The sequence below is a fragment of the Natrinema sp. SYSU A 869 genome (assembly GCF_019879105.1).
Taxonomy (GTDB): domain Archaea; phylum Halobacteriota; class Halobacteria; order Halobacteriales; family Natrialbaceae; genus Natrinema.
The window spans coordinates 2,961,620-2,985,535 of sequence record NZ_CP082249.1 but is presented as its reverse complement, the minus strand read 5'-3'; the positions used below and the strand labels follow the sequence as shown (position 1 = coordinate 2,985,535).

Annotated in this window: 19 protein-coding genes; 11 read left to right on the top strand and 8 right to left on the bottom strand. The window is 62.9% G+C overall.

Translation table 11 applies throughout. From position 1 onward, the window contains the following. The first annotated feature begins 43 nt into the window (after nt 1-43). Genes K6I40_RS22905 through K6I40_RS22895 form a run of 3 tightly spaced genes read left to right on the top strand, consistent with a single transcriptional unit; the run spans nt 44 to nt 2,258 of the window. A complete protein-coding gene (locus K6I40_RS22905; RefSeq protein ID WP_222916976.1) occupies nt 44-742 on the top strand; it encodes a CDP-alcohol phosphatidyltransferase family protein in 699 nt (232 codons plus the stop codon). Continuing rightward, nucleotides 739-1,446: a PHP domain-containing protein gene (locus K6I40_RS22900; RefSeq protein WP_222916974.1), complete on the top strand. Its 708-nt coding sequence runs from the start codon at nt 739-741 to the stop codon at nt 1,444-1,446. Before K6I40_RS22905 ends, K6I40_RS22900 begins: the two co-directional genes overlap by 4 nt. After that, complete coding sequence (locus K6I40_RS22895) at nt 1,386-2,258, top strand: metal-dependent hydrolase (protein ID WP_255681837.1); 873 nt, start codon at nt 1,386-1,388, stop codon at nt 2,256-2,258. The genes K6I40_RS22900 and K6I40_RS22895 overlap by 61 nt, the downstream gene beginning before the upstream one ends. Nucleotides 2,259-2,463: 205 nt before the next feature. On the opposite strand, the gene carB is transcribed toward K6I40_RS22895, so the two are convergent. After that, nucleotides 2,464-5,691 carry a carbamoyl-phosphate synthase large subunit gene (carB, locus tag K6I40_RS22890; protein ID WP_222916971.1) on the bottom strand — a complete coding sequence of 1,076 codons (3,228 nt, stop codon included), beginning with the start codon at nt 5,689-5,691 and terminating at the stop codon, nt 2,464-2,466. Nucleotides 5,692-5,958: 267 nt separating this feature from the next. Between carB and K6I40_RS22885 the strand changes: the two genes are divergently transcribed. Beyond that, nucleotides 5,959-8,316: a PAS domain S-box protein gene (locus K6I40_RS22885; RefSeq protein ID WP_222916962.1), complete on the top strand. Its 2,358-nt coding sequence runs from the start codon at nt 5,959-5,961 to the stop codon at nt 8,314-8,316. 98 nt (nt 8,317-8,414) lie between these two features. Then, nucleotides 8,415-8,615: a hypothetical protein gene (locus K6I40_RS22880; RefSeq protein WP_222916960.1), complete on the top strand. Its 201-nt coding sequence runs from the start codon at nt 8,415-8,417 to the stop codon at nt 8,613-8,615. A 264-nt stretch (nt 8,616-8,879) separates the two neighbouring features. Here K6I40_RS22880 and K6I40_RS22875 read toward each other — a convergent pair whose 3' ends face one another. The 4 genes from K6I40_RS22875 to K6I40_RS22860 all read right to left on the bottom strand — a co-directional run bounded on the left by K6I40_RS22875 (nt 8,880) and on the right by K6I40_RS22860 (nt 11,715). After that, the gene (locus K6I40_RS22875) at nt 8,880-9,416 is read right to left on the bottom strand and encodes a DUF5815 family protein (protein WP_222916958.1); all 537 of its coding nucleotides are present in this window, start codon (nt 9,414-9,416) and stop codon (nt 8,880-8,882) included. Nucleotides 9,417-9,556: 140 nt separating this feature from the next. Next, nucleotides 9,557-9,967, bottom strand: a complete 411-nt coding sequence (locus K6I40_RS22870) for a hypothetical protein (protein ID WP_222916956.1) — start codon at nt 9,965-9,967, stop codon at nt 9,557-9,559. Nucleotides 9,968-10,052: 85 nt separating this feature from the next. Then, complete coding sequence (locus K6I40_RS22865; protein ID WP_222916954.1) at nt 10,053-10,301, bottom strand: hypothetical protein; 249 nt, start codon at nt 10,299-10,301, stop codon at nt 10,053-10,055. Nucleotides 10,302-10,479: 178 nt separating this feature from the next. Next, nucleotides 10,480-11,715 carry an FAD-dependent oxidoreductase gene (locus tag K6I40_RS22860; protein ID WP_222916946.1) on the bottom strand — a complete coding sequence of 412 codons (1,236 nt, stop codon included), beginning with the start codon at nt 11,713-11,715 and terminating at the stop codon, nt 10,480-10,482. A 309-nt stretch (nt 11,716-12,024) separates the two neighbouring features. Here K6I40_RS22860 and K6I40_RS22855 point away from each other — a divergent pair, with 309 nt between their 5' ends. The 3 genes from K6I40_RS22855 to K6I40_RS22845 all read left to right on the top strand — a co-directional run bounded on the left by K6I40_RS22855 (nt 12,025) and on the right by K6I40_RS22845 (nt 15,337). Then, on the top strand, nt 12,025-12,579 hold the full coding sequence (locus K6I40_RS22855) for a DUF6149 family protein (protein ID WP_222916944.1): 555 nt from the start codon (nt 12,025-12,027) through the stop codon (nt 12,577-12,579). A 133-nt stretch (nt 12,580-12,712) separates the two neighbouring features. Next, a complete protein-coding gene (locus tag K6I40_RS22850) occupies nt 12,713-13,993 on the top strand; it encodes a polysaccharide deacetylase family protein (protein WP_222916942.1) in 1,281 nt (426 codons plus the stop codon). 72 nt (nt 13,994-14,065) lie between these two features. After that, complete coding sequence (locus K6I40_RS22845; protein ID WP_222916940.1) at nt 14,066-15,337, top strand: MFS transporter; 1,272 nt, start codon at nt 14,066-14,068, stop codon at nt 15,335-15,337. A 78-nt stretch (nt 15,338-15,415) separates the two neighbouring features. Here the strand turns inward: K6I40_RS22845 and K6I40_RS22840 are convergent, their stop codons facing one another. Continuing rightward, entirely contained in the window at nt 15,416-16,762 is a 1,347-nt protein-coding gene (locus K6I40_RS22840) for an ABC transporter substrate-binding protein (protein ID WP_222916938.1), read from the bottom strand. Between the two features lie 727 nt (nt 16,763-17,489). Between K6I40_RS22840 and K6I40_RS22835 the strand changes: the two genes are divergently transcribed. The 3 genes from K6I40_RS22835 (at nt 17,490) to K6I40_RS22825 (ending at nt 21,767) form a co-directional block, all read left to right on the top strand. Then, the gene (locus tag K6I40_RS22835) at nt 17,490-20,378 is read left to right on the top strand and encodes a methyl-accepting chemotaxis protein (RefSeq protein WP_222916936.1); all 2,889 of its coding nucleotides are present in this window, start codon (nt 17,490-17,492) and stop codon (nt 20,376-20,378) included. 132 nt (nt 20,379-20,510) lie between these two features. Continuing rightward, on the top strand, nt 20,511-21,398 hold the full coding sequence (locus K6I40_RS22830; RefSeq protein WP_222916934.1) for a homoserine kinase: 888 nt from the start codon (nt 20,511-20,513) through the stop codon (nt 21,396-21,398). A 6-nt stretch (nt 21,399-21,404) separates the two neighbouring features. Continuing rightward, on the top strand, nt 21,405-21,767 hold the full coding sequence (locus K6I40_RS22825; RefSeq protein ID WP_222916932.1) for a hypothetical protein: 363 nt from the start codon (nt 21,405-21,407) through the stop codon (nt 21,765-21,767). A 291-nt stretch (nt 21,768-22,058) separates the two neighbouring features. Here the strand turns inward: K6I40_RS22825 and pdxS are convergent, their stop codons facing one another. Then, entirely contained in the window at nt 22,059-22,967 is a 909-nt protein-coding gene (gene pdxS, locus K6I40_RS22820) for a pyridoxal 5'-phosphate synthase lyase subunit PdxS (RefSeq protein ID WP_222916930.1), read from the bottom strand. A gap of 122 nt (nt 22,968-23,089) precedes the next feature. After that, nucleotides 23,090-23,845: an acetoacetate decarboxylase family protein gene (locus K6I40_RS22815; RefSeq protein ID WP_222916928.1), complete on the bottom strand. Its 756-nt coding sequence runs from the start codon at nt 23,843-23,845 to the stop codon at nt 23,090-23,092. Nucleotides 23,846-23,916 lie beyond the last annotated feature (71 nt).

The window sequence follows — 23,916 nt, the reverse complement described above, 5'->3', positions numbered from 1 at the left end:
GAGCAGATTTATGCCGGTCCCCGTGGAGTCTCCACTCGAGCGGATGGCCAGTGAACTGCGAGAGGCGATACGAGGGGTCTGGAATCGGCTCGATCTCGCCGATCGGCGGGTCGGCAACGCGGCGGATCGAACGAACGTCTTCGGACAGCTCACGGGGGCCGATTATATCAGCCTCGGCGCGCTGTTCGTCGGGTGGGCCAGCGCGCTCCTGTTCGCTCGCGGGGAGCCCAATTGGGCACTGCTGGTCATGTTCGGTGCCTTCCTGCTGGACAAGGCCGACGGGTGGTACGCTCGCCGCACGGGAACGTCGTCACCGTTTGGTCGCCAGGTAGACTCCTTCATCGACATCTTCGCGTATCTGGTCCCGGCGGTCCTCCTGTATCACTTCGTCCTCGCACCGAGTGTGTACGCGAGCCTCGTCGTCGGGTTTCTCGTCCTCGCGTTCGGCGGACTCAGGCTGGTCCGGCACAACAGCGAGGGGTTCGGATCGGACGGCGGCGAGAGCTTCTACCATGGGACTACCGTCGTGCACACGAACCTCGTCGTCGTCGCAAACTACTTCCTCATCATCCTCGTCGGGGGCTGGAACGGCTGGCTGGCAGGGCTCGTCATCGGTGCCGTCTGCCCGCTGATGATCTCGGACTACAAGGCCTATAAGACCGATACCACCCACGTGCTGGCCGGCCTCGCCGCGGTCGCCGCCGCCGGGCTGGCGATCGCCCTCGAGTTCGGCCACCTATGACGGGTCATGCGATCGGCGTTGGCGATAGGGCATCGCGAACGCTGCGTATCGATCCCCACGTCCATACCAGCGCCTCCTACGACGGAACGACGACGCCAGCGGAACTGGTCCGGACGGCACGGACTATCGGCCTCGACGGCATCGTCGTCACCGACCACGACACGGTCGACGGCGCAACCCGGGTCGCAGAACTGGCACCCGACGATCTCGCTGTCATCGTCGGCTGCGAGGTTTCGACTGCCGACGGCCACCTGCTCGCGATGGGCGTCGACGCCGCACCCGAACCCGACCGCCCGCTCGCCGAGACGGCACGGGCGGTCCGCGCCACAGACGGCGTCACGGTCGTTCCTCATCCGTTCCAACGGTCCCGACACGGCGCTCGCGAGGCCGCAATCGATAGCGTCGACGGCATTGAAGTCTACAACGCCCACACGGTTACGAACGTCCGGAACCGACAGGCCGACCGGTTCGCGACGCGCTGTGATTATCCACAATTCGGGGGAAGTGACGCCCACCGTCCTAATAACGTCGGCCGCGCCGCCACGACGGTTCAACTGCCCACGGACACCGCTCCGACGCCGAACGCGATCCTCGAGTCGATGCGCGCCGGCCGGACTGCCGCCGTCGGCGAGCGGACGACGACGTGGCAATACCTGAGCAAGGTATTCAGGAACGCGAGGCGAAAGACTCCCTCGCTGCGCTGAGTTCGGTTCCTGACCCCCCTCGAGTCGACGGCGCGGCGACAGCTCGACTCGAGCAGCGGTGGGTCACCATCATTCCTCGAGCGTGTGTCGTCCTTGGAGGCGAAGCCTCGTTGCTTATCAGTACTGAGCGCTATATAGCGACCAGTATCGCTATGATGGCGCTCACACACGGGTTCGCGGCCCTCGCCGCCGCGGTCGTCGTCCTTCCAGTTCTCGGCGACTACGTCGGGGCGCCCCTCCTGCTCGCGGCGGCGTTCGTCGGCGGGCTCGCGCCGGACGCCGACCTGCTGGCGAGCCATCGGAAGACGCTGCACTATCCGGTCGGCTTTTCGGTCCTCTTCCTCGTCTTGCTCGGCGCGGTCCACCTGACGGCGTCGGCTCCACTGGTGGTCCTGACGGTCGGGGTCGGAGCCGCCGCCCTGCACGCCGTCTCCGACGTGTTCGGCGGCAGTGCGGAACGGGAACCCTGGAATCCGGTGACCGAAAACGGCGTCTACAACCACGTCCTCGGCCGATGGCACCGACCGCGACGGTACGTTCGGTACTCGGGCGCGCCAGAGGACTTCCTGGTCTGTCTCGGGTTCGCGGCCGTCACGATCTCGTCGGGGAGCACGCCGGCAGCAGCCGACATCGCCCTGTTCTCGCTGGTCGCGGTCGCGGGACTGTACTCGCTATGTCGAAAACGGCTCGCGGCGATCGGTGCTGGGATCGGGGGCCTCGTCCCAACGAGGCTACGCGCAATCCTCCCGGCGGTACGCATCAGAGAGACGGAAACCGACGGGACGACGATCGACGTCCGGTTCGGCCGCTGAGTTCTGCCGACTGGATTCGAGAGAACGGACATCGAGTTCCCCTTACCGTCTGACAGGTCCTACTCAGCAATCGTTCTACTACTTCCGTCCTAGTGCGCCAGTTGGGTTAGCAAATTCGCGGTCGGGAACGTCAACCGAACAAATCGCTCGCTACAGTCAAAAACGGTGAAAGCGATACCTGCGACGGAACGACTCGAGCGCTCCCTTACTCCGCCGAGCCCCACTTGGCGGCGTGCTTCGGACGGTCCGTCACCGACGCGACCTCGAGGTCGCCTTCGAAGCTATCGAGCGCTTCGACGTAGGCCTCGGCGCTGGCTTCCGTCGACAGGTAGGGAATCTCCTCTTCGACGGCCATCTCGAGGGAGTCGCGGTCGCGGCTGACGACGAAGTCGACCGTCCCCTCGCGGATGGCCTGTGGGACGTCATCGAACGACGCGACGTCGAAGTGATCCTCGAAGCCGTCGACATCCAGATCGACCACAGCAGTACCCTCGCTGACGGCGTTATCGGCGGCCTGCTGGGCCTTCCAGTAGGCCGTGCCGGAATCGCTGGCCGTCCCCATGACCTCGCCGGTGGACTTCATCTCCGGACCGAGACGCGGGTCCGAGCCCGGCAGACGGTCGAAGGGCAGAACGACCTCCTTGACCGAAGTGTGGTCGGGGATCTGCTCGTCAACCTCGAGACTCGAGAGGGTCTCGCCGGCCATGACCTTCGCGGCGAGTTTGGCGATCGGGACGCCGGTCGCCTTCGAGACGAACGGGACGGTACGCGAGGAACGCGGGTTGGCCTCTAAGACGTACACCTCGCCAGCGTCGGACTCGTCAGAGTCCGACGAGCCATCCGGGCCATGCCCGGAGACGCCGCGGACAGCCAGCTGGACGTTCAGCAGGCCCTTCGTTTTGAGCGCCTCGGCGATGTCCTCGGTGACCTCGCGGACGCGCTCTATGGTATCCTCATCGAGCGAGCGCGGCGGGATCATACACGCGGAGTCGCCGGAGTGAACGCCCGCCGTTTCGACGTGTTCCATGATGCCGCCGATGATGACGTTGCGGCCGTCAGAGACCGCGTCGACGTCGAGCTCGATCGCGTCCTCGAGGAAGTCATCGACGAGGATCGGCTTGTCGGGTGCGACACGAACCGCCTCCTCGATGTAGGTCTCGAGTTCCTCGTCGTTGTAAACGACGTCCATCGCACGGCCGCCCAGCACGTAGGAGGGGCGGACGAGGACGGGGTAGCCAATGTCGTGGGCCAACTCGAGGGCTTCCTCCTCGGAGAAGGCCGTGCCGCCCTCGGGCTGGGCGATGCCCAGTTCGTCCATCAGGGCGTTGAAGCGGTCGCGGTCCTCCGCGAGGTCCATCGCTTCGACAGAGGTGCCCATGACCTCACAGTCAAGCCCGCGGCGCGCGAGTTCGTCCTCGAGCGGTTCGCCGATGTTGACGGAGGTCTGACCGCCGAACTGGACCATCACGCCGTCGGCACCGGTCGCCTCGGCGACGTCGGCGACCTCCTCGGCCGTGATCGGCTCGAAGAAGAGGCCGTCGGAGGTGTCGTAGTCCGTCGAGACGGTCTCGGGGTTGTTGTTCACGACGTAGGCGTCGATCCCCAGTTCGCGCAGGGCGCGGACTGCGTGGACCGAACAGTAGTCGAACTCGACACCCTGTCCGATGCGGATCGGGCCACCGCCGACGACGATCACGCTCTCGATGTCGCGATTGACCTCAAGTTCGCCTGCAGCAGCGTCGCCCAGCAGTGGGCCGGACTCGAACTCGGACTTACGCGCAGAGTAGTAGTACGGCGTCTCGGCCTCGAACTCGCCGGCGCAGGTGTCGACCTGTTTGTAAGTACGGCCGGGAACCTCGGTTTCGACAGTGTCGACGTCCGCGCCGGCGGCGGAGGCGATCGTTGCGTTGGTGTGGCCGGCGATCGCAGCCTCGGTGAAGTCACCCTCCTGGGCGGCGATCGTCGAGTCGGCGATGCGCTTGAGGCGCTCGGTGTACCACTCGAAGATGCCCGTCAGTTCCTGGACTTCCTCAACAGTGTAGCCGCGTTCGAACGCCTCGAACATCGCGTAGGGACGGTCCGGCGACGGGCGCTCGAGGTAGTGGTCCTCGAGTTCGTCGTCGCTGACTTCGGCCCAGTCGACGTCGGGTTCGTACTCGCTCGAGCGAAGTGCCTTCAGGAGACTTTCCTCGAAGGTGCGGCCGATGGCCATCGCCTCGCCGGTCGACTTCATGGCCGTCGTTAGCTCGAAGTCGACGTCGTCGAACTTGTCCTTGGGCCACCGCGGAACCTTCGTAACCACGTAGTCGATCGCGGGCTCGAAGGCGGCGGTTGTCTCGCCTGTAATTTCGTTCGTAATCTCGTGGAGGCGCTTGCCAAGCGCGACCTTTGCGGTCACACGGGCAATCGGGTAGCCGGTCGCCTTCGACGCGAGTGCGGAAGAGCGGGAGACGCGCGGGTTAACCTCGACGACGCGGTACTCGCCGCCAGGGGTGCCGTCGTCGTGCCAGGCGAACTGGATGTTACAGCCGCCCTGAATACCGAGTTCACGGATGACGTCGAGTGCGGCGGTACGCATCTCCTGATGCCCCTCGTCGGGGACGATCTGAGAGGGCGTGACGACCGTCGACTCCCCGGTGTGGATGCCCATGGGGTCGATGTTCTCCATGTTGCAGATGATGATACAGGAGTCGTCGGCGTCGCGCATCACTTCGTACTCGTACTCGACCCAGCCAGCGATAGACTCCGTGATGAGTACCTCGCTGTTACGGGAGAGGCGCAGGCCCTTACGGACACGCTGGAGGAGTTCGTCCATCTCCGCGACAACACCGGAACCGGAGCCGCCTAATGTGTAGGTCGTTCGGGCGATGACCGGCAGCCCGCCAACCTTGTCGACGGCGGCCTGGACGCGGTCTTTCAGATCGTCTTCGGTTAGTTCCGAAACCTCCTCGCCCTCGTCGAGCGAGATGGTTGTCGACGCGGGAACCGGCTGGCCGATCTTCTCCATGCGCTGGCGGAAGAGGTCGCGGTCTTCCGTCGCATAGATCGTGTCCAGCGGCGTTCCCATGATCTCGACGTCGTACTCCTCGAGGATTCCTTCCTCCGCGAGTTCGGCGGTGACGTTCAGCCCGGTCTGGCCGCCCAGCCCGGCGATGACGCCGTCGGGGTTCTCCTTGCGGATGATCTCAGCGATGGCGTCGGTCGTGATCGGCTCGATGTAGACCTCGTCGGCCATCTCCGGGTCCGTCATGATCGTCGCAGGATTCGAGTTCACGAGGACGACGCGGGCACCTTCCTCCTGGAGGGCTCGGCAGGCCTGTGCGCCCGAATAATCGAATTCAGCGGCCTGTCCGATCTGGATCGGACCGCTCCCGATCAACAGGATCGTGCGCCCGTCGCCCGTCTCGGCGTCTGTGGCGGTGTCCGTACTCATTTGTCTTGTCGAATTGGAGTTCGTACATCGTAATAAGCCCCACGATACAGTACGAATCTCGAAATCGATTTTCGAAATTCGAACCCAGTAGGAGTTATCACCCTGAATCAGTCCGAATTCGCAACGGTTGCCACCGATCCAGCGGCTGAGTGTGAACCCCACTCACGCTTACCGATGGCGGCCGATAGCGATATTGAGATCGGAAATAACCGGTATTTCCGGCCACACACCTTATGACGACTCGTTCCATCTCTTTAGAATATCTAGATGATTGCGTCCGGTATCATCCGTTTCCAGCATCCAATCACCGTTATCTACGCCGACCCGGACTCTGCGGTTCGCCACCGAACCGTCGACGAACTCGAGTCAGCTGTAGATGGACTCGTAGTCGAACCCGTCGCAACGCCGGCCGAACTCCGCAGCACGCTCATAGACGCGGACGAGCAAACGTGCGTCGTGACCGAATATCGGTTCACCGAAACGGACGCGCTGTCGATGCACGAACGCATCAGAGCCGAGGGAGCCGCCGAAATTCCGTTCGTTCTCTACACCGCCGACGGCGACGAGCGGCTCGCGAGCGACGCCATTACGACCGGGCTATCGGGATACGTCTCAAAAGACGGCGCAGATTCGATCAAGCGACTGCTCGCACAACTCCAGACGGTAGTCGACGAGGGACAGCAGTCAGGCAACGGCGAGCGGGTCGTTGATCCATCCCAGTCGGTCCGAACGCGAGGAACTGACCGTGATCACTTCGCCGCGCTCTTCGAGTACAATCCTGACGCCGTCATCGTGACGCGCCGCGCCGATCCGAATCGGATCGTCGACGTCAACCCCGCGTTCGAGGACATCTTCGGCTACGAACGCGATGCAATCTCCGAGGATTCGCTCGACGATGTCCTCGTTCCTGACGACGCCGAACCGGTCTGCATCGCCGGGACAGTCGGGCTCGGTGAAGTGGTCACGGCGACCGTCGAGCGCCTGACGGTCGACGGACGCAGAGACTTCTCTCTCCGCGGGTTCGCGGCCGAAATCGACGGCGACGTCTACGAGTACGCGATCTATACCGACATCAGCGAACGGAAGCGGCGGGAACGCGAACTCGAGCAATATCGGACCCTCGTCGATACGGTCGGCGATCCGATGTTCGTCCTCGACGCGGAGGGATGGATCGAGATGGCCAACGACGCGATGGCCAACATGCTCGGGACGACGCGTCCCGAACTCGTCGGCGATCATCCGAGCAATTACATGTCCGACGAGGACGTCGAACGGGCGAAACAGACTCTCCGCGAGATCCTGTCCGACGATGATCGAACATGGGAGACCTACGAGATGCAGTTCGAACCCGTTGACGGCGACCCGGTTCTCGTCGAGAACAACGTCGCACCGCTGGTCGACGAGAACGGGTCGTTTACCGGCAGCGTCGGCGCTATCCGAGATATCAGCGACTACAAGGAGCGAGAACGACGGATTCACTGTCTCCACGAGGGGACCCGGCGGCTGATGGCCGCGGAGAGCAGCGAAGAGGTCGCCCGGGTGGCGAGCGAGATCGCCCATGACGCGTTGTCGCTCGAGACCAATTCGATCCACCTGTACGAGGAGCGAGCGGACCGATCTGCCTCAAGTAGCGACGACCCGTCACGAGAGCCCGGCGTGCTCGTCCCGGCGGCGATGACCGACGAGACGAAAGCACTGCTCGGGACGGTCCCGACCATCGAACCGGGCAACAGCATCGCCTGGGACGCCTTCAACGCCGGCGAGACGATCGTTCACGGCGACGTTCGCTACGCCGACAACGTTCGAAATCCCAAGACCTCGGTCCGGAGCGAGGTCCACATCCCGCTCGGCGAGGCGGGGATCTTCATCGCCAGTTCGACGGCGACGAACGACTTCGATCCGGAGACGATCACGCTCGCACGCATCCTCGGGGCCAACGTCGAAGCCGCACTCGAGCGGGCCTGCCGCGAGGACGAACTCGCCGTGCGAACGACCGAACTCGAGCGCCAGAACGACCGGTTGGACGCCTTTGCGAGCACCGTCTCCCACGACCTCCGGACCCCGCTCACACTCGCAGCGGGCCACCTCGATAACCTCGAGTCTCACCTCGATGCCGAAGGCGAGCGATACCGCGAGGAGATCGAGTGGGCGGTCGACCGGATGGATGCCCTCATCGAGAACGTCCTCACGCTCGCCCGGAGCGGCCAGCGACTGACGGAGACGGAACCCGTCGACCTCGACGACATCATCGAGCAGGCCCATCGGACGGTCGGCCCCGAACTGACCGTCATCCAGGAGGGGGCGTTACCCACTGTCGAAGCCGACGAAGAGCGGCTGCTCGTGCTTTTCGAGAACGTCTTCCGAAACGCACACGACCACGTCGGGACTGACGTGACGATTACGGTCGAGCCGACTGACGACGGGTTCGCCATCGGTGACGACGGCCCCGGAATCCCGTCGCGCGAACGTGAGAAGATTCTCGAATCCGGATACAGTACCGCCACGGACGGGACCGGCTTCGGACTGGCGATCGTCTCCGAGGTCGTCGAGGCCCACGGCTGGTCGATCGCCGTCGGCGAGAGCGAGGCGGGCGGGCTTCGACTGGCCGTTTCGTTCGCAACGTAGCGATATCGACTCTGCAGTACTCTCCACAGAGATCGATCGTCACACTCGTATCGCGGAGCCCCGAAGTTATATTTGTAGATACTATTTTATTATATATAATGACTGCATCGGATGAGTCGAACGGGAGGACGCTTCACCAGGCCCGGCTCGTTCTCCAACTCGGCCTCGGTAGTGCGCTGCTCGCATACGGCGTCGCTCGAAAGATGGACGTTATTACGTGGAGCCTCCCCGGAATCGTCTCTCTCATGATAGGCATCAGTCTATTTGCGTATGGGATATTTCTCGCGACGCGACCGTGAGGTCACACATCGTTTCCACCCGAAGGAGATCCTACGTCTCGTCGTGGGAATGCAGTGTGGAACCGTCCTTGCAAAACCATCACCGCCAACCTGCTCGATGGATCAGATCACGGGAATCGACGATTGCAGGCCGCTCGAGACGCTCTGCGCTACCCATTGACGCGTCTCACGTGGGTCGCGTCTCATACGGTCTACTGTAAGTCATTGCCGGCGCAACCCCGTCCGCTCTGGGGTTGCGCCGGTAAATCGTTACAGTAATCCGTATCAGAGGGGCTGGTCGTGTTCGCTCTCGAATTCGCGCTGTCGGCGATACTGATCGACGAACTCCGCGACGTCGAACTCGAGCATCTGGGACTCGAACTCGGTGACGGCGTCGTCGTTCTCGGCGTGGCTGATCGCGTGTTCCATGAGTTCGACGACGAGTTCGACGACGATCTCGTGGAGTCGACGGGCGTCGAAGTCGGTCATCCACAACAGCGTGTAGCCGACGGCACCGTCGTCGCTCGCGTCGTAGACGACGACCTCCTCGGGGAACTCCTCCAAGACGACGCCCAGCAGGTGGGGCGTCCCGAACTCCTCGAACTCGTCATCAGTGTCGATCGTTTCCTGGAGGACGGCCACGAGCGACTCCGGGAAGAAACGCGAGGGCGGATGGACGTCGGTCACGACGGCGTGGGCGTCGCCGCAGGGACAGGTATACTCGCGCATCCCCAGATCGATTTCGTGGGGGTCGACGCTCTCCCCGCAGGGAAGCTCGAGCCGATCACCGCTGTCGGAACCCGGGACGCCGGAGTCTGCCATTGGCAGCGCTTCGGCTGGAGTCGGCATAAGGGCGACGACTCGCGGAGAAAAACGGGAGACTCGTCTCGCTGCAGCTCAGGGGACGAGAACGGTCCGAGGAGTACGACTCGACCGTTTCGGGGAGAACGCCGACGGCGGAGCTATGGCCAATCGTCGCGGACCTGTTCCGCCTCGTCGTCCTCGTCATCGGCATGTGTTGCCGGTACCCAGTCCGCCGCGTCGGCGGCGTCGTGGACGTCGAGGTACTCCCAGCCGACCTCGTCGGCCAGTTGCTCGTCCTCGTCGTTCGCACCGACGTAAACGTAGCGGTCAGTGTCGAACTGGTCTTTGACGCCCTCGAGGCTCTCCGCTTTCCCGCGGGGGCCGGAGAAGAAGTCCTGTCGAATGCGATTCTTCCGCGTGAAGTTCGTCACGACGTAGGTCGGTTTCTCGGAGACGACGCCGATGTACTCGGTCCACCCTCTGGCGTCTTCGAACACGCGCTCGGGCGAGGCGAGTTCCTTGAGCGCCTCGAGTTCGAACGCCAGTGTCATGTCGCTGTCGCCGTTCATGCGTCATCGAAGGCGCGCACACGGGAAAACGACTTCGATACCACCCACTGGACGAGGGGTCTGGCTCGCGACTCCATTGGCCCACTCAGACGCGTTCGACGCGGTAGTAGTCCGTAAAGACGATCACCTCGCCCGGCTCGAGATCGGTCTCAGCAGTCGAAACGGGTCTGTCCTCCGAAACGGCGCGATAGACGGCCCCCAGTGTCTCCGAATCGAATTGATCAATATGACGAACTGTCGCGTTCGTCGTGACCGACTCGACGCGCTCGAGTCGAACGTCGGCGTGTTCGAGGCGGGCTGATCGACGGCGAAGTTCACTGGCAGCCATGTTCATTGTTACCAAATAGCTTGCTTAGACTTAATAGTTCCGGCTCGTGGGGTGGATGGTCTCCGGATCGAGGCGATAGAATGGTCGCATCAGTCTGCATATGGATCGAAACTGGCTGTAACGATACAACGCAGTAAGCGCCTCGAGAGGGGAAAAACGGACAGCGTGAACGGAACGGTTCGAATTACTGTTCCTGGGGTGCAGCGAGTTCGTCCAGATCGACGGACTGTTTGAGGAGCACGTCGGCCTGGTCGGCGACGACGCGCTGTTCACGCATCAGCTGTTTGAACTTGCTCTGGGGCGAGAGGTCACCGATGAGGACGCCACCGACGATCCGGCCGTCCTTGAAGGCGACACGTCGCCACTCCGTGTCGCTGTAGCGGCGCTCGGCGTATTCGTCGCCCAGCGTCGGGTGACCGAAGGAGAGGAACGGGAAGTCGAAGTGCGTGATGGAGTACGAAGAGACCCACTGGAACCCTTCGGCTTCCTCGTCGGCGGCCATGTTGATCGCGGCGACGCGGCCCTGCTCCTTGGCCGAGCCCCACGAGCCGTTCTGGCCCCGCTCACCGAGCAGGACGTCGTAAAACTTGGTGAGGTCGCCCGCAGCGTAGACATCGTCGACGTTGGTCTGCATGTACTCGTCGACGATGATCCCGTTGTCCTGTTCGATCCCGGATCCGCGAAGGAATTCCGTGTTGAAGTTGAGCCCGATGGCGGCTCCAACGAAGTCACACTTGTAGCGGTCGCCGTTAGGGTCGACCGCGGCGGTGACGCGACCGTCGTCGGTTTCGAAGTGATCGACGCCGCTGTCGAAGGCCGGCTCGACGCCGACCTCTCGCATGCCCTCGTGCATTATCTCCGCGCCATCGCCCGAGAGCGCGTAGCGCCACCAGCGGTCGCCGCGCATCAGGTAGTCGGCCTCGATACCCTGTGCACCACAGACCGCAGCGAAGTCGATGCCGAGTAATCCGGCACCGACGATGACGCCCTTGTCGGCGTTTTCGGCATGTTCGCGGATGCCACGGGCGTCCTCGAAGGTCCAGAAGTGGTGGATCCCGTCGGCATCGCTGTTCTCGACGGGCAGCTGTGTTGGTGTCCCGCCGGTCGCCACGAGCAGCTTGTCGTACGGTATTTCGCCGCTGTCGTGGGTAGAGATGATCTTCGCGTCGGTGTCGACGCTCGTGACATGGGTGTTCAATGAGAGGTCAATGTCACGTTCCTGATACCAATCCTCGTCGTGGATCGAAATGGGGGCTTCGGGGAGTTTGCCTTTCGCGTGTTCCTTGATGAGAATCCGATTATACAGCGGCTCCCCCTCATCGGTGATAACGGTAATCTTCGCGTCCGGGTCTTCCTCCCGGAGGGTCTCGGCGGCCGAACTACCCGAGATCCCGTCACCGATGATGACGTACTGAGTCATATCCGGAACGTTCGTAATGCGGGTTAAAGTGGGTTGCTATCTCGTCTATTTTACCAGACGGGAGAGTGTGGCACAACAATCGTAAACTAGTGACCGAATATATTCACCAACGTGCTCCCAATGCGACTATTTCGGCACCATTTCTCGAGAGAGCAAGGTTTGCTGCCATCTCTGACGACGGTTACTCCGTCATCGATGGCCGGTCCGTTCGACCGGAGTGGCGGCAAGAAACGTGGGATGTCGATCGGTCGGTGGGATCGAACATTGTTGTCCGAACCGTTCTTTAGGACTCCTGCCCAAAACGAGTGCATGAAACTCCGCCAGAACGCGAAACACTTCGCGTATCGGAAGTCACTCGAGACCCCGGGGATTCGATCAGTCACTAAGTCGGGACTCGTCAGACTCCATACCAAGATCTTCAGCGGCAAGGCCGATCCCGCCCACGCTGAGGAGCGAAACGCCCACCTCGACGGACTCTTCGACGCGACGATAGACGCCTACCTGCGCGCGCTGCAGGAGGGCTACTCCGAAGCCGAGGCCCGCGAGATCACCCACATTCAGGCCAACTTCGACTTCTACAATCACGGCTGGACCGAGATGATGGAGTTTCCTATCGACGAACTTGAGGCCCATTACGACCGCTACCGGCAGTTCTTCGAACGGTGGGACGTCACGATCGACGAACCGCTCGGCCAGTTCGCGCCGCCGGAGGGACTCCCCGAGGCACCGTCGACGCCCGAGAGACTCGAGGATCCCGAGCACCCTCACGCGGAGGGTGGCTTCGCCGACGACGTCTACGTCGAGACCGACGACGGTGAACTCGTCGTCGGCGGTCGCGAATCGGCCGAGGACGACGACCGCTGAACGTCATCGGGGCGCGGCTCTCGCGGTCAGAAACGATCTCGCGGTCTGAATGCGATATAGCGTCTGATTACGTCCGCAACGGCGACAGTAACGGGCTCGTAACAATATCCCCGTTCGATATGTTCCGTCGTGAATGCAACGACGGCACTATCTCGCAGCGACATCGGCGTTCTGTCTCGCCGGCTGTCTCACCTCGAGATCATCCGATTCGTCACCGACTGATTCCGATTCGAATGCGAGCAGAGATCCCGACCCACCACCGCAGACCGAATTCGGCGAGCAACCGGCGACGGACGACCCAGCACTGGCCGGGACAATCGACGATTTCGAGACGCTCGACTCGTGGAAGGCGTTCGGCGGAACGCTCTCGGCCGACTCGAGTCGGTCCCTCGTGGGCACCCAGAGCGCTCGCCTCGAGATACCAGCGGCCGAACGGACTGGCGGCATCGTGACGGCGTTCTCGGAACCGCAGGATCTCGCCGACGTCGTTCCGGGTCTCGCCGTCGCATCGGACAGCCTCGTCGTCCCTTGGCTCCGATTGGTCGACGACGACGGAGTGGAGATCGACTACCGTCGTGGAATCAAAGGCGGCCTCCCCCTCGTCCGGTACAACTTCGGCGTCGAGGAAATCACGACGGGGTTCGATCCGACCGCCGTTCGCGAGGTGTACGTCCTCGTCAGGACGGGCGACGGCGAGACGCAAACGGTTTGGATCGACGACCTGCATCTCGTGCCGCGCCCCGAGACCGGGAAAGTGATGATCCAGTTCGACGACGCCCACGTCACCGACTACACGAGAGCCCTCCCGATCCTCGAGAAGCACGGTTATCCCGCGGTGTCGTTCGTCAATCCGGCTCGGATCGAAGCGGAGACCCGCGGTGCCGACGACCCCGGCGGCTCCCCCCGGCTCACGGTCGATCAGGTCCACGAACTCCACGACGCCGGCTGGGTCATCGGCAACCACTGCTACTCCCACCCTCACCTATCGGAACTCGAGACGGAGACGCAGGAAACGGAGATCAAGAAAGGGAAAGCCTGGCTCGAGGCGGAGGGGTTCGGGGAGGGTGCCCAGTACTTCGCATACCCGCATGGAGATTACGACGACCGAACGCTTGACCTCGTCGAGCAATACCACGACATCGCTTTCGCGGGCGGCCGACCCGTTCAGGGATACGCCGTGAACCCGCGGCAGACGTCCCGGATCGGCGAACCCAGCGCCGAGCGAGCGCGGACGGCCGTCGAGCGCACGGCGTCGATGCGCGGGATCACCTCGCTGTTCTTCCACCGCCTCGAGGGCGATTCCCTCGCCGCCTTCAAGGCGATGGTCGACGCGATCAGCGAGTACGAGTCCGCCGGCGAACTCGACGTGATCCTGCCGGCGGACCTCAAGCGGGAGTTCCGGTTCGGGTTTTAATGCGTCTCGAGAGCGGTCGACGCCGGTTCCCAAGCGGCTAAGTGTGCGGAGGGTCCGCGTTCGGGTAACGCAATGGGGCTGAACGCGAACGATCGCGCGATCGCGAGCTTTACCATGGCGGGCCACGCGCTCGTCCACTGGTTCGAGACCTCGATCCCGATCTTTCTGGTCGTCTGGCTGGCCGAGTTCGACGTGGGGGTCGCGCTGTTTGGGATCGTCGTCGCGCTCGGCTACGCGCCCTTCGGGATCGGCGCACTCCCGGGCGGGATCCTCGCGGATCGGTACGGCACGAAGCGGCTCATCGTCCTCTGTCTGGGCGGGATGAGCGCCGCCTTCCTCGTTCTCTCGCTCGCAACCTCGATCTACGCAATCGCCATCGGACTCGTCCTATGGGGGGCCGCCGCCAGCGTCTACCACCCTGCCGGGCTGGCACTCATCAGTACCGGCGTCGAGGAACGTGGGACCGTCTTCGCCTGGCACGGCATCGCCGGCAACGCTGGCATTGCGCTCGGCCCCTTCGTCGCCGCGACGCTGCTGATCTTCCTCGAGTGGTCGCTCGTCGCGGCCGTCCTCGCCGTTCCTGGGGTCATCGCCGTCCTCTACGGTCTCAGCGCGGAGTTCAATCCCACCGCGGCCGTCGAGGAAGACGTCGACGCCGGCCCCGACGAGGCGCTGTCATTGTCGGAGTTCGTCTCGAACTCGCGGGCACTCTTTGCGAGCGCCTTCGCGGTCATCTTCCTCATCGTCGCCGTCGAGGGGCTGTACTACCGCGGAATGCTTACCTATCTCCCCGAGATTCTGCACGGACTCGCAGCGATCGAGGGGCTGGTCGTTCCCGCCGGCCTCGAGGGGATCGAACCCGCCGACTACATCTACGTCGGACTGTTGGTCGTCGGGATGGGCGGCCAGTATGTCGGCGGGAAACTGACCGATCGGATCGCGCCGGCACGCGGGCTGCTCGCGATCTTCGCCGTCCTCGCGGTGCTCGCACTCGCCTTCGTCCCGGTCACCGGGATGGGACTTGCCGCTATCGCCGTCCTCTGTGGCGTCTTCGGCTTTTTCCTCTTCGCGATTCAGCCGTTCTACCAGAACGCCGTCGCAGTGTACACGCCGGCGGATACCCGAGGGCTCTCCTATGGGTACACTTATCTCGGGGAGTTCGGCCTCGGATCGGCGAGTATCGCTATCGGTGGCTTCGTCCTCGGTGAATGGTCACTGACGGCGTTTTTCGGGATGATTGCGGCCGTTGCGATTACCGGGGCCCTGATCTCGGTGGCACTGCTCGCTGGCCTCGATCGATTCATCGATACCGACCGCTCCGTTAACGCGAACGCAGACGACTGAGAGATATCTGCACGAAGCGAGTATCGAAAACGAAACCGTCGAACGATCAATATGCGTCCGTTCTGCGACCGATGTTGTTTACGCGAGCCACGACGGCGTCACGTAGTCCGCGGTCGCCTCCTCCGGCGGCCAGATGACTTCCTGTCTTCCCTCACCGTCGTCAGTCTCCTGCCACTGGAAGTAGATCGTCTCCTCTTTCCTGTAGACGAGGTCGTGGTCGACCGGCGTTCCCTCGACGTCGGTCCCCTGATCGTAGAACTCGGCCGTACCGGCGCTACCGGTGAACGAGACGTCCTCGAGTGCGGGAACGAGTTGCTCGTGGTCGAACGTCCCCTCCTGTTCGATTGTGTGTGCGAACAGCTTGATCGCGTCGTAGGTGTGGTAGCCGGTGTAGACGGGATTCGATCCCCCGTGCATCCCCTTATATGCATTAACGAAGTCCTGAGTTTTGTCTGTGATCTCACTGGTCGCCGTAGCGCTGGTCTGGCCGATCCCGTACTGACACTTCCCGCCGACCAGATCGTAGTACGCCGGGAGCTGCATCGGCACGTGGATCCCGCCGAAGTCAAACTCGCGCTCAGGCACCCCCCAGTCCAGCAGCGCACTGGTCCCGGTATGGGCGGTCGTGATGAATATCGCATCGGCGTCTGCCGCCTCGACCTCATCGTACCGACTCTCGAAGCTGTCTATCGCCGGCGGATATCGCTCCTCGAGCGCGACATCGACGCCGGTCTCCTCGATCCGGCTCTGATAGACCTCCCACGGTTTTTCCGTCCACTCGTAGTCTTCGGCGAGGAGTGCGATCGAGTCCCAGCCGACCTCACCCGCCATATCCTTCAGGAAGTCGATCTGCATCCGTCCGAGGTCGACGTCGTTGTTCGGGCCAACACGGAAGTGGTACTTGTAGTCCTCGTACTGCTCTCGGACCATCTGACTCACTTTGGTCGTCGCCGCACCGGTGGTCAGATGAATCGTCTGCTGTTCGGCGATGTCGTCGATAATACCCAACAGCGCCTCGCTCGCGAACACGCCGGTCGTCACGTCGACATTCTCGTCAAGAATCAGCCGTTGGTACTGTCGGCGGGCCTCCTGCGGGCTCGAATTCGTATCTCCCAGAACCAGTTCGACCTGTCGGCCGTCGAGACGGTTGTTCTCGTTGAGTTCCTTGACCGCGAGCTCTGCGGATCGGTACATCGACCGACCGATCATGTCGCTGTCCGGGTCCGGTGCCAACAACCCGATCTTGACCGGATCCGCGCCGTCGCTACTACCGACGACCGACCCGGCCGTCTCGAGACAGCCGGCGAACGCCGTCCCGGCCGCAACCCCACCCGTCGTTTTCAGGAGCCGCCGTCGATCCACGGTCCGAGGGCCGGTCGTTTCCCCATCCCTCGGGTCTGTATCTAGATAGCTGTCGTCAGACATCTTGACAGTCTTTTCGTCCTGACTTGCTTAGTATTTGTGGATAACTACCAGCGTGCAGATTCATATCTAATCAATTTCGGAAAGTGAAATTTCGCAGACTGTGTCATCTCAATCTGCAATCGTCGTGAGAGTCGGGCAACGCTCAGAGCCACGGTGGTGTCCGATACGCAACGGTCGCGTGCTGCTCGATCCGGATCACTTCCCGAGCCCCTCGCCGTCGCCGTTTCCTGGCACTGGATGAAGGTTGTCGTCGGCTCAGTATCTGAGGGATGAGGATGTTGGGGATTTCGATCAGAGTAGTCAATCGTCCCCAGCTGGAGACAATCGGCAACCGGCAGACTGACCGCGCTACCGGTCGCAGTCAAGAGGTACTGTCGCTTCGGGCCGAACCCACTCTCCCCGTGATCAGCGCTCGCCCTCGAGTCAATCTCGGACTGTACATGTTCACGTATCACAAACCTAATTTGTGCGCCGTTGGCAATCACTCGAAACGGCTCTCATCAGGCGATCAAAACGTGTTGAGAGGGTAATTGAACGACGAAGGTCTTTCGACACTATGACAGACATACAGTATTGGGTATTGGTTTTTACATTCTCTGCGGATATTGATGGACATTATACGAATGAATTAGTGATTTGGGAAACAAACGCCACTCGAAGCCAGTTATCAGCTCCGATAATCACGGAACACCATTTATGTAGTGGCGAACTCAGGCGTTCTCTATCTATGGATTTCGCTCGACGGTTGGTGCCGACAGCTATCCGACGCAGGTACGCGGTCAAGTTCGGGATCGCGTTGCTCATACTCGGCTTATCTGTCGGACTGATCGGTTTCGTTGCAACAGGGACAATCGCTAATCAAGTGGAGGATCGAGTGCAGAGCGATCACGCTTCCGCTGCTGGGCAGGAAGCCCAGAGTATGCAGATGTGGAACGAACAGAACGAGCACACGATCGGGATGATCGCCCGATCGGACGTCGTCGCCAGTGACGATTCGACCGCGATCGAAGGGCGCTTCCTCGACTGGGAGGAACATTTAGACGCCGACACGTTCGATATCTCCTACGTCAACCTCAATAACGAGACCGTGACGGCGAGTACCAACGATGCATACCAGGGGGCGTCGGCGACCGACATCAATAACGTCCCGAGCGGAGCCTACGAGGACGCCACGGAAACCGTCCCCTGGGTCTCGGATGCCTATCTCGCCGATGGCGAGTTCGGCCAGAACACCACCGTGGTCACATACGTCCAGCGCTCCGCCGAAAACGAAAACCGGGCAATCGTCTATACCGCTGATCTCGAGGCATATGCCAACCAGCTGCAGGACGAGGAGGGAGTCACGACGGTGGTCCTCGACGGCGACAATAATGTCATGCTCGACAACGCTGGCTACGGCAAGAATCACGAGACGCTCGGCTACACCTACAGTGACGACAGCAATCTCGTACAGAGAGCACGGACCGAGGGTGCGAACACCCAACAGGTCTCCGGCTCGTTGCTCTCGTTCGATAACTACGCCTACGGCCTCGGTGAGGATAACACGGACGACTACGTCGCCAGTTCCGCTCGCGTGTTCGGGACCGACTGGGTCGTCCTGACCGTCGAACCCACCGACCAGGCACTCGGATTCGTCAACAACGTCAACCAGTGGGGACTCGTCGCGACGATCCTCGGCGTCCTCATGATCGGCGCGGTCGGTGCGGTCCTCGGCCGGAACACTGCCGTCTCGATCGATCGGCTCACCGATAAGGCAAGCGAGATGGAGGAAGGCAATCTCAACGTCGACCTCGAGACCAAACGGATCGACAACATCGGTCGACTCTACAACGGCTTCGACTCGATGCGCGAGGCGTTGCGCGAGCAGATCCAGGAAGCCGAAGCCGCCCGTAAGGAGGCTGAACGCGAACGCGAACGCGTCCAGGAGATCAACGGACACCTCGAGGAGAAGGCCGCCGAGTACAGCGACGTGATGGAAGCGGCCGCCGACGGCAACCTGACCGCTCGGATGGAGGCCGACGGCAACAACGAGGCGATGGCCGAAATTGCCAAAGACTTCAACGAAATGCTCGACGAAATCGAGCAGACCATCGCCGAGCTCAATCGGTTCGCGACCGACGTCGCGACCGCGTCCGAGCAGGTGACCGCCTCAAGCGAGGAGGTTCGATCCGCTTCGCAACAGGTCACCGAGTCGATTCAGGAGATTTCGGACGGTGCGGATCGACAGAACGAGTCGCTCCAGTCGGTCAACCAGGAGATGAGCGGCCTCTCGACGACGACCGAAGAGATCGCTGCATCCTCGAACGAGGTGGCCGACATCGCCGAACGGACCGTTGATACCGGACATGAAGGGCAGGAAGCCGCCCAGGCGGCGATCACTGCCATGGACGGGATCGAGAACGAGGCCGGCGACGCCGTCACCGAGATCCGACGGCTCGAGGAGGAGGTCCAGCAGATCGACGAACTGATCAACACGATTTCCGAGATTGCCCGCCAGACCAACATGCTGGCACTGAACGCCAACATCGAGGCCTCCCGCTCCGCGAGTGGCAGCGATGACGAAGGGTTCTCCGTCGTCGCGAAGGAGGTCAAGGCACTCTCCGAGGACGTCGCCGACGCGGCCGACGAGGCCGAAGACCGACTCGAGGCGATCCGTAAGCGGACCGAGACCTCCGCTGCTGAGGTCGAGGGCACGAGTTCCGACATCGAAAACGCCAGCGAGCAGGTCGAGGAAGCGGTCAACGCGCTTGAAGAGATCGCCGAACTCGCTCAGGAGACCAACGTGGGCGTTCAGGAGATCTCCGCAGCGACCGAAGAGCAGGCGGCCTCGACGCAGGAAGTCGTCGCGATGGTCGACGACGCGGCGACGATCTCCGAGGAGACGACCTCGGAAGCCGAGAATGTCGCCGCCGCGGCCGAAGAGCAGACGACTGCACTGACCGAGGTCACGAAGTCTGCCTCGAGCCTCTCCGAACAGGCCTCCCAGCTCTCCGGAGCGCTCGACCGGTTCGACACCGACATCGACCACGCGGACGTCGACTTCGAATCGACGTTCGACGTGGACGCGGAACTGGATGCACCCGCAGCGAACGTCGATTCCGATGCGGCCAGCGGCGAAGCGACCGAGCAGGAACAGGGGATCACGTTTGATGCCGACGCCGCGGGCGAGCAAGGCGAATCCGACGAAACTCTCACGTTCGACGACGGAGACGAGGACAGTCTGGACGCAGACACCGCCGATGGCGGCCAGTCGACCAATACCACGCTCGAGGCCGAGCCGTCCGATGCCGAGACGCCGACCGCCGACCCGGCTGCTCATGCCGGCGACGGACCGGCAACCGGCAGTGAGGCCGGCAATGGCAACGAGACCGAGGAGATCGGTGCCGAAGAAATCCTCGGAATCGAAGGGAGCGACGATGATACGGATGAAACGGGCGCTGAGCCGCTCGAGCCGGTCAATGATGGCGTCAGTTCGGAAAGCGCCGACACCGAGTCGGATGCAGCAGATACCGGCTTCGAGACCGACGAAGCGACGGCCGACGACGGAGACAACATGGACGAGGGTGAGGAGGACGACGATGACGTGTTCACGTTCGGTGCGACAGACGAGGAGTAACCCCGTAATCAGTTTCGGGTAGTCAGTCGTTGCCGCGCCCGACACGATTCGGTTCAAATTACGGAATAATCGTTCGCAGGTATCGTCGATGTTGTTCGCTACCTTTTGACTGCCGTCTGGGAAGGAATCGGCATGCTTACCGTGCGGGCACCCGCGACGAGTGCGAACCTCGGGAGTGGCTTCGACGTCTTCGGCGTCGCTCTCGGAACGCCCGCCGACGTGGTTCGGGTTGAGCGCGCCTCACAAACGACGATCACGGTTACCGGTGCCGGTAGCGAGTATATCCCGGAAGACCCCGCCAAGAACACGGTCGGCGCGGTCGCGGAGGCGCTGGATGCCCCCGCCCGTATCCGGATCGACAAGGGCGTTCGGCCGTCTTCGGGACTGGGATCGTCGGCCGCGAGCGCGGCCGCCGCCGCCGTCGCACTGAACGAACTCTACGATCGGGGTCACTCTCGAGAGGAACTCGTCCCCGTCGCCGCCGAAGGTGAGGCGCTCGTCTCCGGGGAAGCACACGCAGACAATGTCGCGCCCTCGCTGCTCGGCGGCTTCACCGTCGTCACCGACGACGGCGTCACGCGGATCGACGCGTCAGTCCCCGTCGTCGCCTGCCTGCCGGATATCTCCGTTTCCACGCGCGACGCTCGCGGCGTCGTCCCCGACTCGGCCTCGATGGACGACGTTGTCGACACAGTCGGCAACGCCGCCACGCTGACCGTCGGCATGACGCGAGACGATCCAGACCTCGTCGGCAGGGGAATGAACGACGAAATCGTCACGCCCGAACGCACCAAACTGATCGACAGCTACGAGAGCGTTCGCGAAGCCGCCCTCGAGGCGGGCGCGACCGGCGTCACCGTCAGCGGTGCCGGCCCGGGAATCCTCGCGGTCTGTCACCGCCACGACCAGCGGGCGATCGCCTCGACAATGGTCGATGCCTTCGACGCGGCCGGCGTCGAGAGCCGTGCGTATCAGACCGCCGTCGGGCAGGGTGCTACGCTGTACCGGAACGACTCGTAGCCACGGATGGGAACGAGAACCGATGGCATCCTCGCAGGAATCGCGCTCGCCGCGTTCCTGGGTCTCGCCATCCTCGCCAATGCATCGCTCTCGCTGCGTTTCCTGCTCGTCGGCGGTATCGCGACGATTACCTTCGAACTGCTCGCTGCTCGAGACCCGTCACTCGTTCGGTACTACTGGGAACGACGGACCGTCCAACTCGCATCGCTCGCGGTGGCGATCAGTGGAGCTGCCATCGGTGCTCGAATCGCGCCGGTGCCGGTACTGTCACTGTGCTGTGGCGCGACGATAACCTATCTAGTTTTTCTCGCGCTCCTCCGAACGGGCGTCGTCCCGCCGCTCGAGACGTGGTGGGAGTCGGACGCGTGACGCTTATGGCCCACTTCGGGCGAGTGGCTGTCTTCCAGCGACGGCCGTAGATCCGCGGGAGGGCATCGACCGTCGCGTGTCGAACGTTGGTCGGGACGGTCGACACTCTCGTGGAGACGCTCAACTGCTCGGTGCCTGCTGTAATTCGGTCGGCGAGTTGCTCGACGCTGGTTGAGGTTATTGTCTAACTCATACAGTCGGGACGCTGCAGACGCACAAAACGGGCGTGCTTACCGATCAGTCGTCGTTCCGGAGCGTCAGAAAACGAATACAGGTCCGATCCGCAGGCTGTTAGACGCCGCGACCCTGCATCTTCTCTTCTTCGGGGAGATCGGCGTTGGCATCGCCTTTCATGCTCTTGCCGAGGTTCTTCGAGATCTCCGCGAGCGTCTCGGGATCGTCCCAATTGTTCGTCGCTTCGACGATCGCTTCGGCCATCTCGGGCGGGTTCTCTGCGCCGAAGATGCCGCTGCCCACGAAGATACCGTCGCACTCGTGGTGCATCATGAGTGCGGCGTCGGCCGGTGTTGCGATGCCGCCTGCGGCGAAGTTGACGACCGGAAGTCGTCCCATCTCGGCGGTCTCGTGGACCAGTTCCGCGGGCGCTTCGATATCGCGGGCGAAGGCCTCTCGTTCCTCGTGGCTCATGCCCTCGAGTTTCCGAATCGCGCCCTTGATCGTGCGCTGGTGGTGGACAGCCTGATTGACGTCGCCGGTGCCTGCCTCGCCCTTCGTTCGGATCATCGCCGCGCCTTCGTCGATCCGGCGCAGCGCCTCGCCGAGGTCGCGCGCGCCACAGACGAACGGCGCGGTGAAGTCACGCTTGTCGATGTGGTAGGCGTCGTCCGCCGGGGTGAGCACCTCGCTCTCGTCGATCATATCGACGCCGACGGCCTCGAGGATCTGGGCCTCCTTCGTGTGTCCGATGCGGGATTTACCCATGACGGGGATCGAGACTGAGTCGACGATCTCCGCGACATCGGCGGGGTCGGCCATCCGGGCGACGCCACCGCGCTTGCGGATGTCTGCGGGGACGGCTTCGAGTGCCATTACGGCGACAGCGCCGGCCTCCTCGGCGATGCGGGCCTGTTCGGGGTCGACGACGTCCATGATGACGCCGCCCTTCTGCATCCGTGCGAACCCGCGCTTGACGAGATCGGTCCCGCGACGCAGTTCCTCGAGATCGGTGTTTTCGGCCATACGCCGCGGTTAGGAGCCCCGGCACTTACGCGTGTTCTTTGGGGATGATTCAGCCGCGAGAGTCGAAACCGTTCGGTAGCTACCTACTACCGGATCGCGATCGCCCGCCCGTTCCAGCCGCGTCACCCGTCTAGCCGCTCGCCCTCGAACAGGCACGCTCGAACGGCCGACCCGTACAGCCGTGCGAGCGGCTGTTGCCACAGTCCGAGTTCGCGGGCCAGTTCCGATGGGACCTCGAGGTGGGTGCCGATCGACGGCCCGAGGCCGATAGCCATCTCGCCCCGGATTCGGGCCGGCGTCCGCAGGAGATTTCCGTCTTTCCGCGTGTAGCTGGCCATCGTCCAGTCGCGTGCTCGCGGCTCGAGTCGGGGCCGGGCAGCCTCGAGTCGGACGGAGTCGTCTCCATAGCGGCCGCCCTCGACGACGATACGGACGCCGTCCGGGCCGTCAGTCACCGTGATGTCGGCTCGTTCCTTGGGATAGCCCCAGATCTCGCGCCCGAGCGCGACTGACGGCTCGGTTGTCACCGGGAGCCAGTGGACGTAGCCGCCGAGTTCGCTCCCTGCGAGCTGTGCGAGAGGGAGGGTTGTTCGACTCCCGTAGACCGCCGGAACGATGACTGCGAACTCGTCGTAGGGCTCGAGCCCCGTGCCGTCTCGACCCCCGCCGACCCGGTGGTACTGGATTCCGACGACCGTCACACAGCCGATACCGGGCGCGATTGCGAGCGCGGAGAGGTCGTCCGGCAGGACCGCCTCGAGCCGGCTGCGACGCGCGGGAACGGTGACGCCACCCATCGCGAACGAGAGTTCGAGCGGGAGTTCGACCGTATGTCCGGTCGAGAGTTGGGTTCGTGGTCGTTCGTCGGCCGTCGTCATAGCTGGGGCTACTGCGGGCGTGATCGTAGAAGTACGGGTCGCTGATGTCGGAGTGACAACCGCTACTGTTT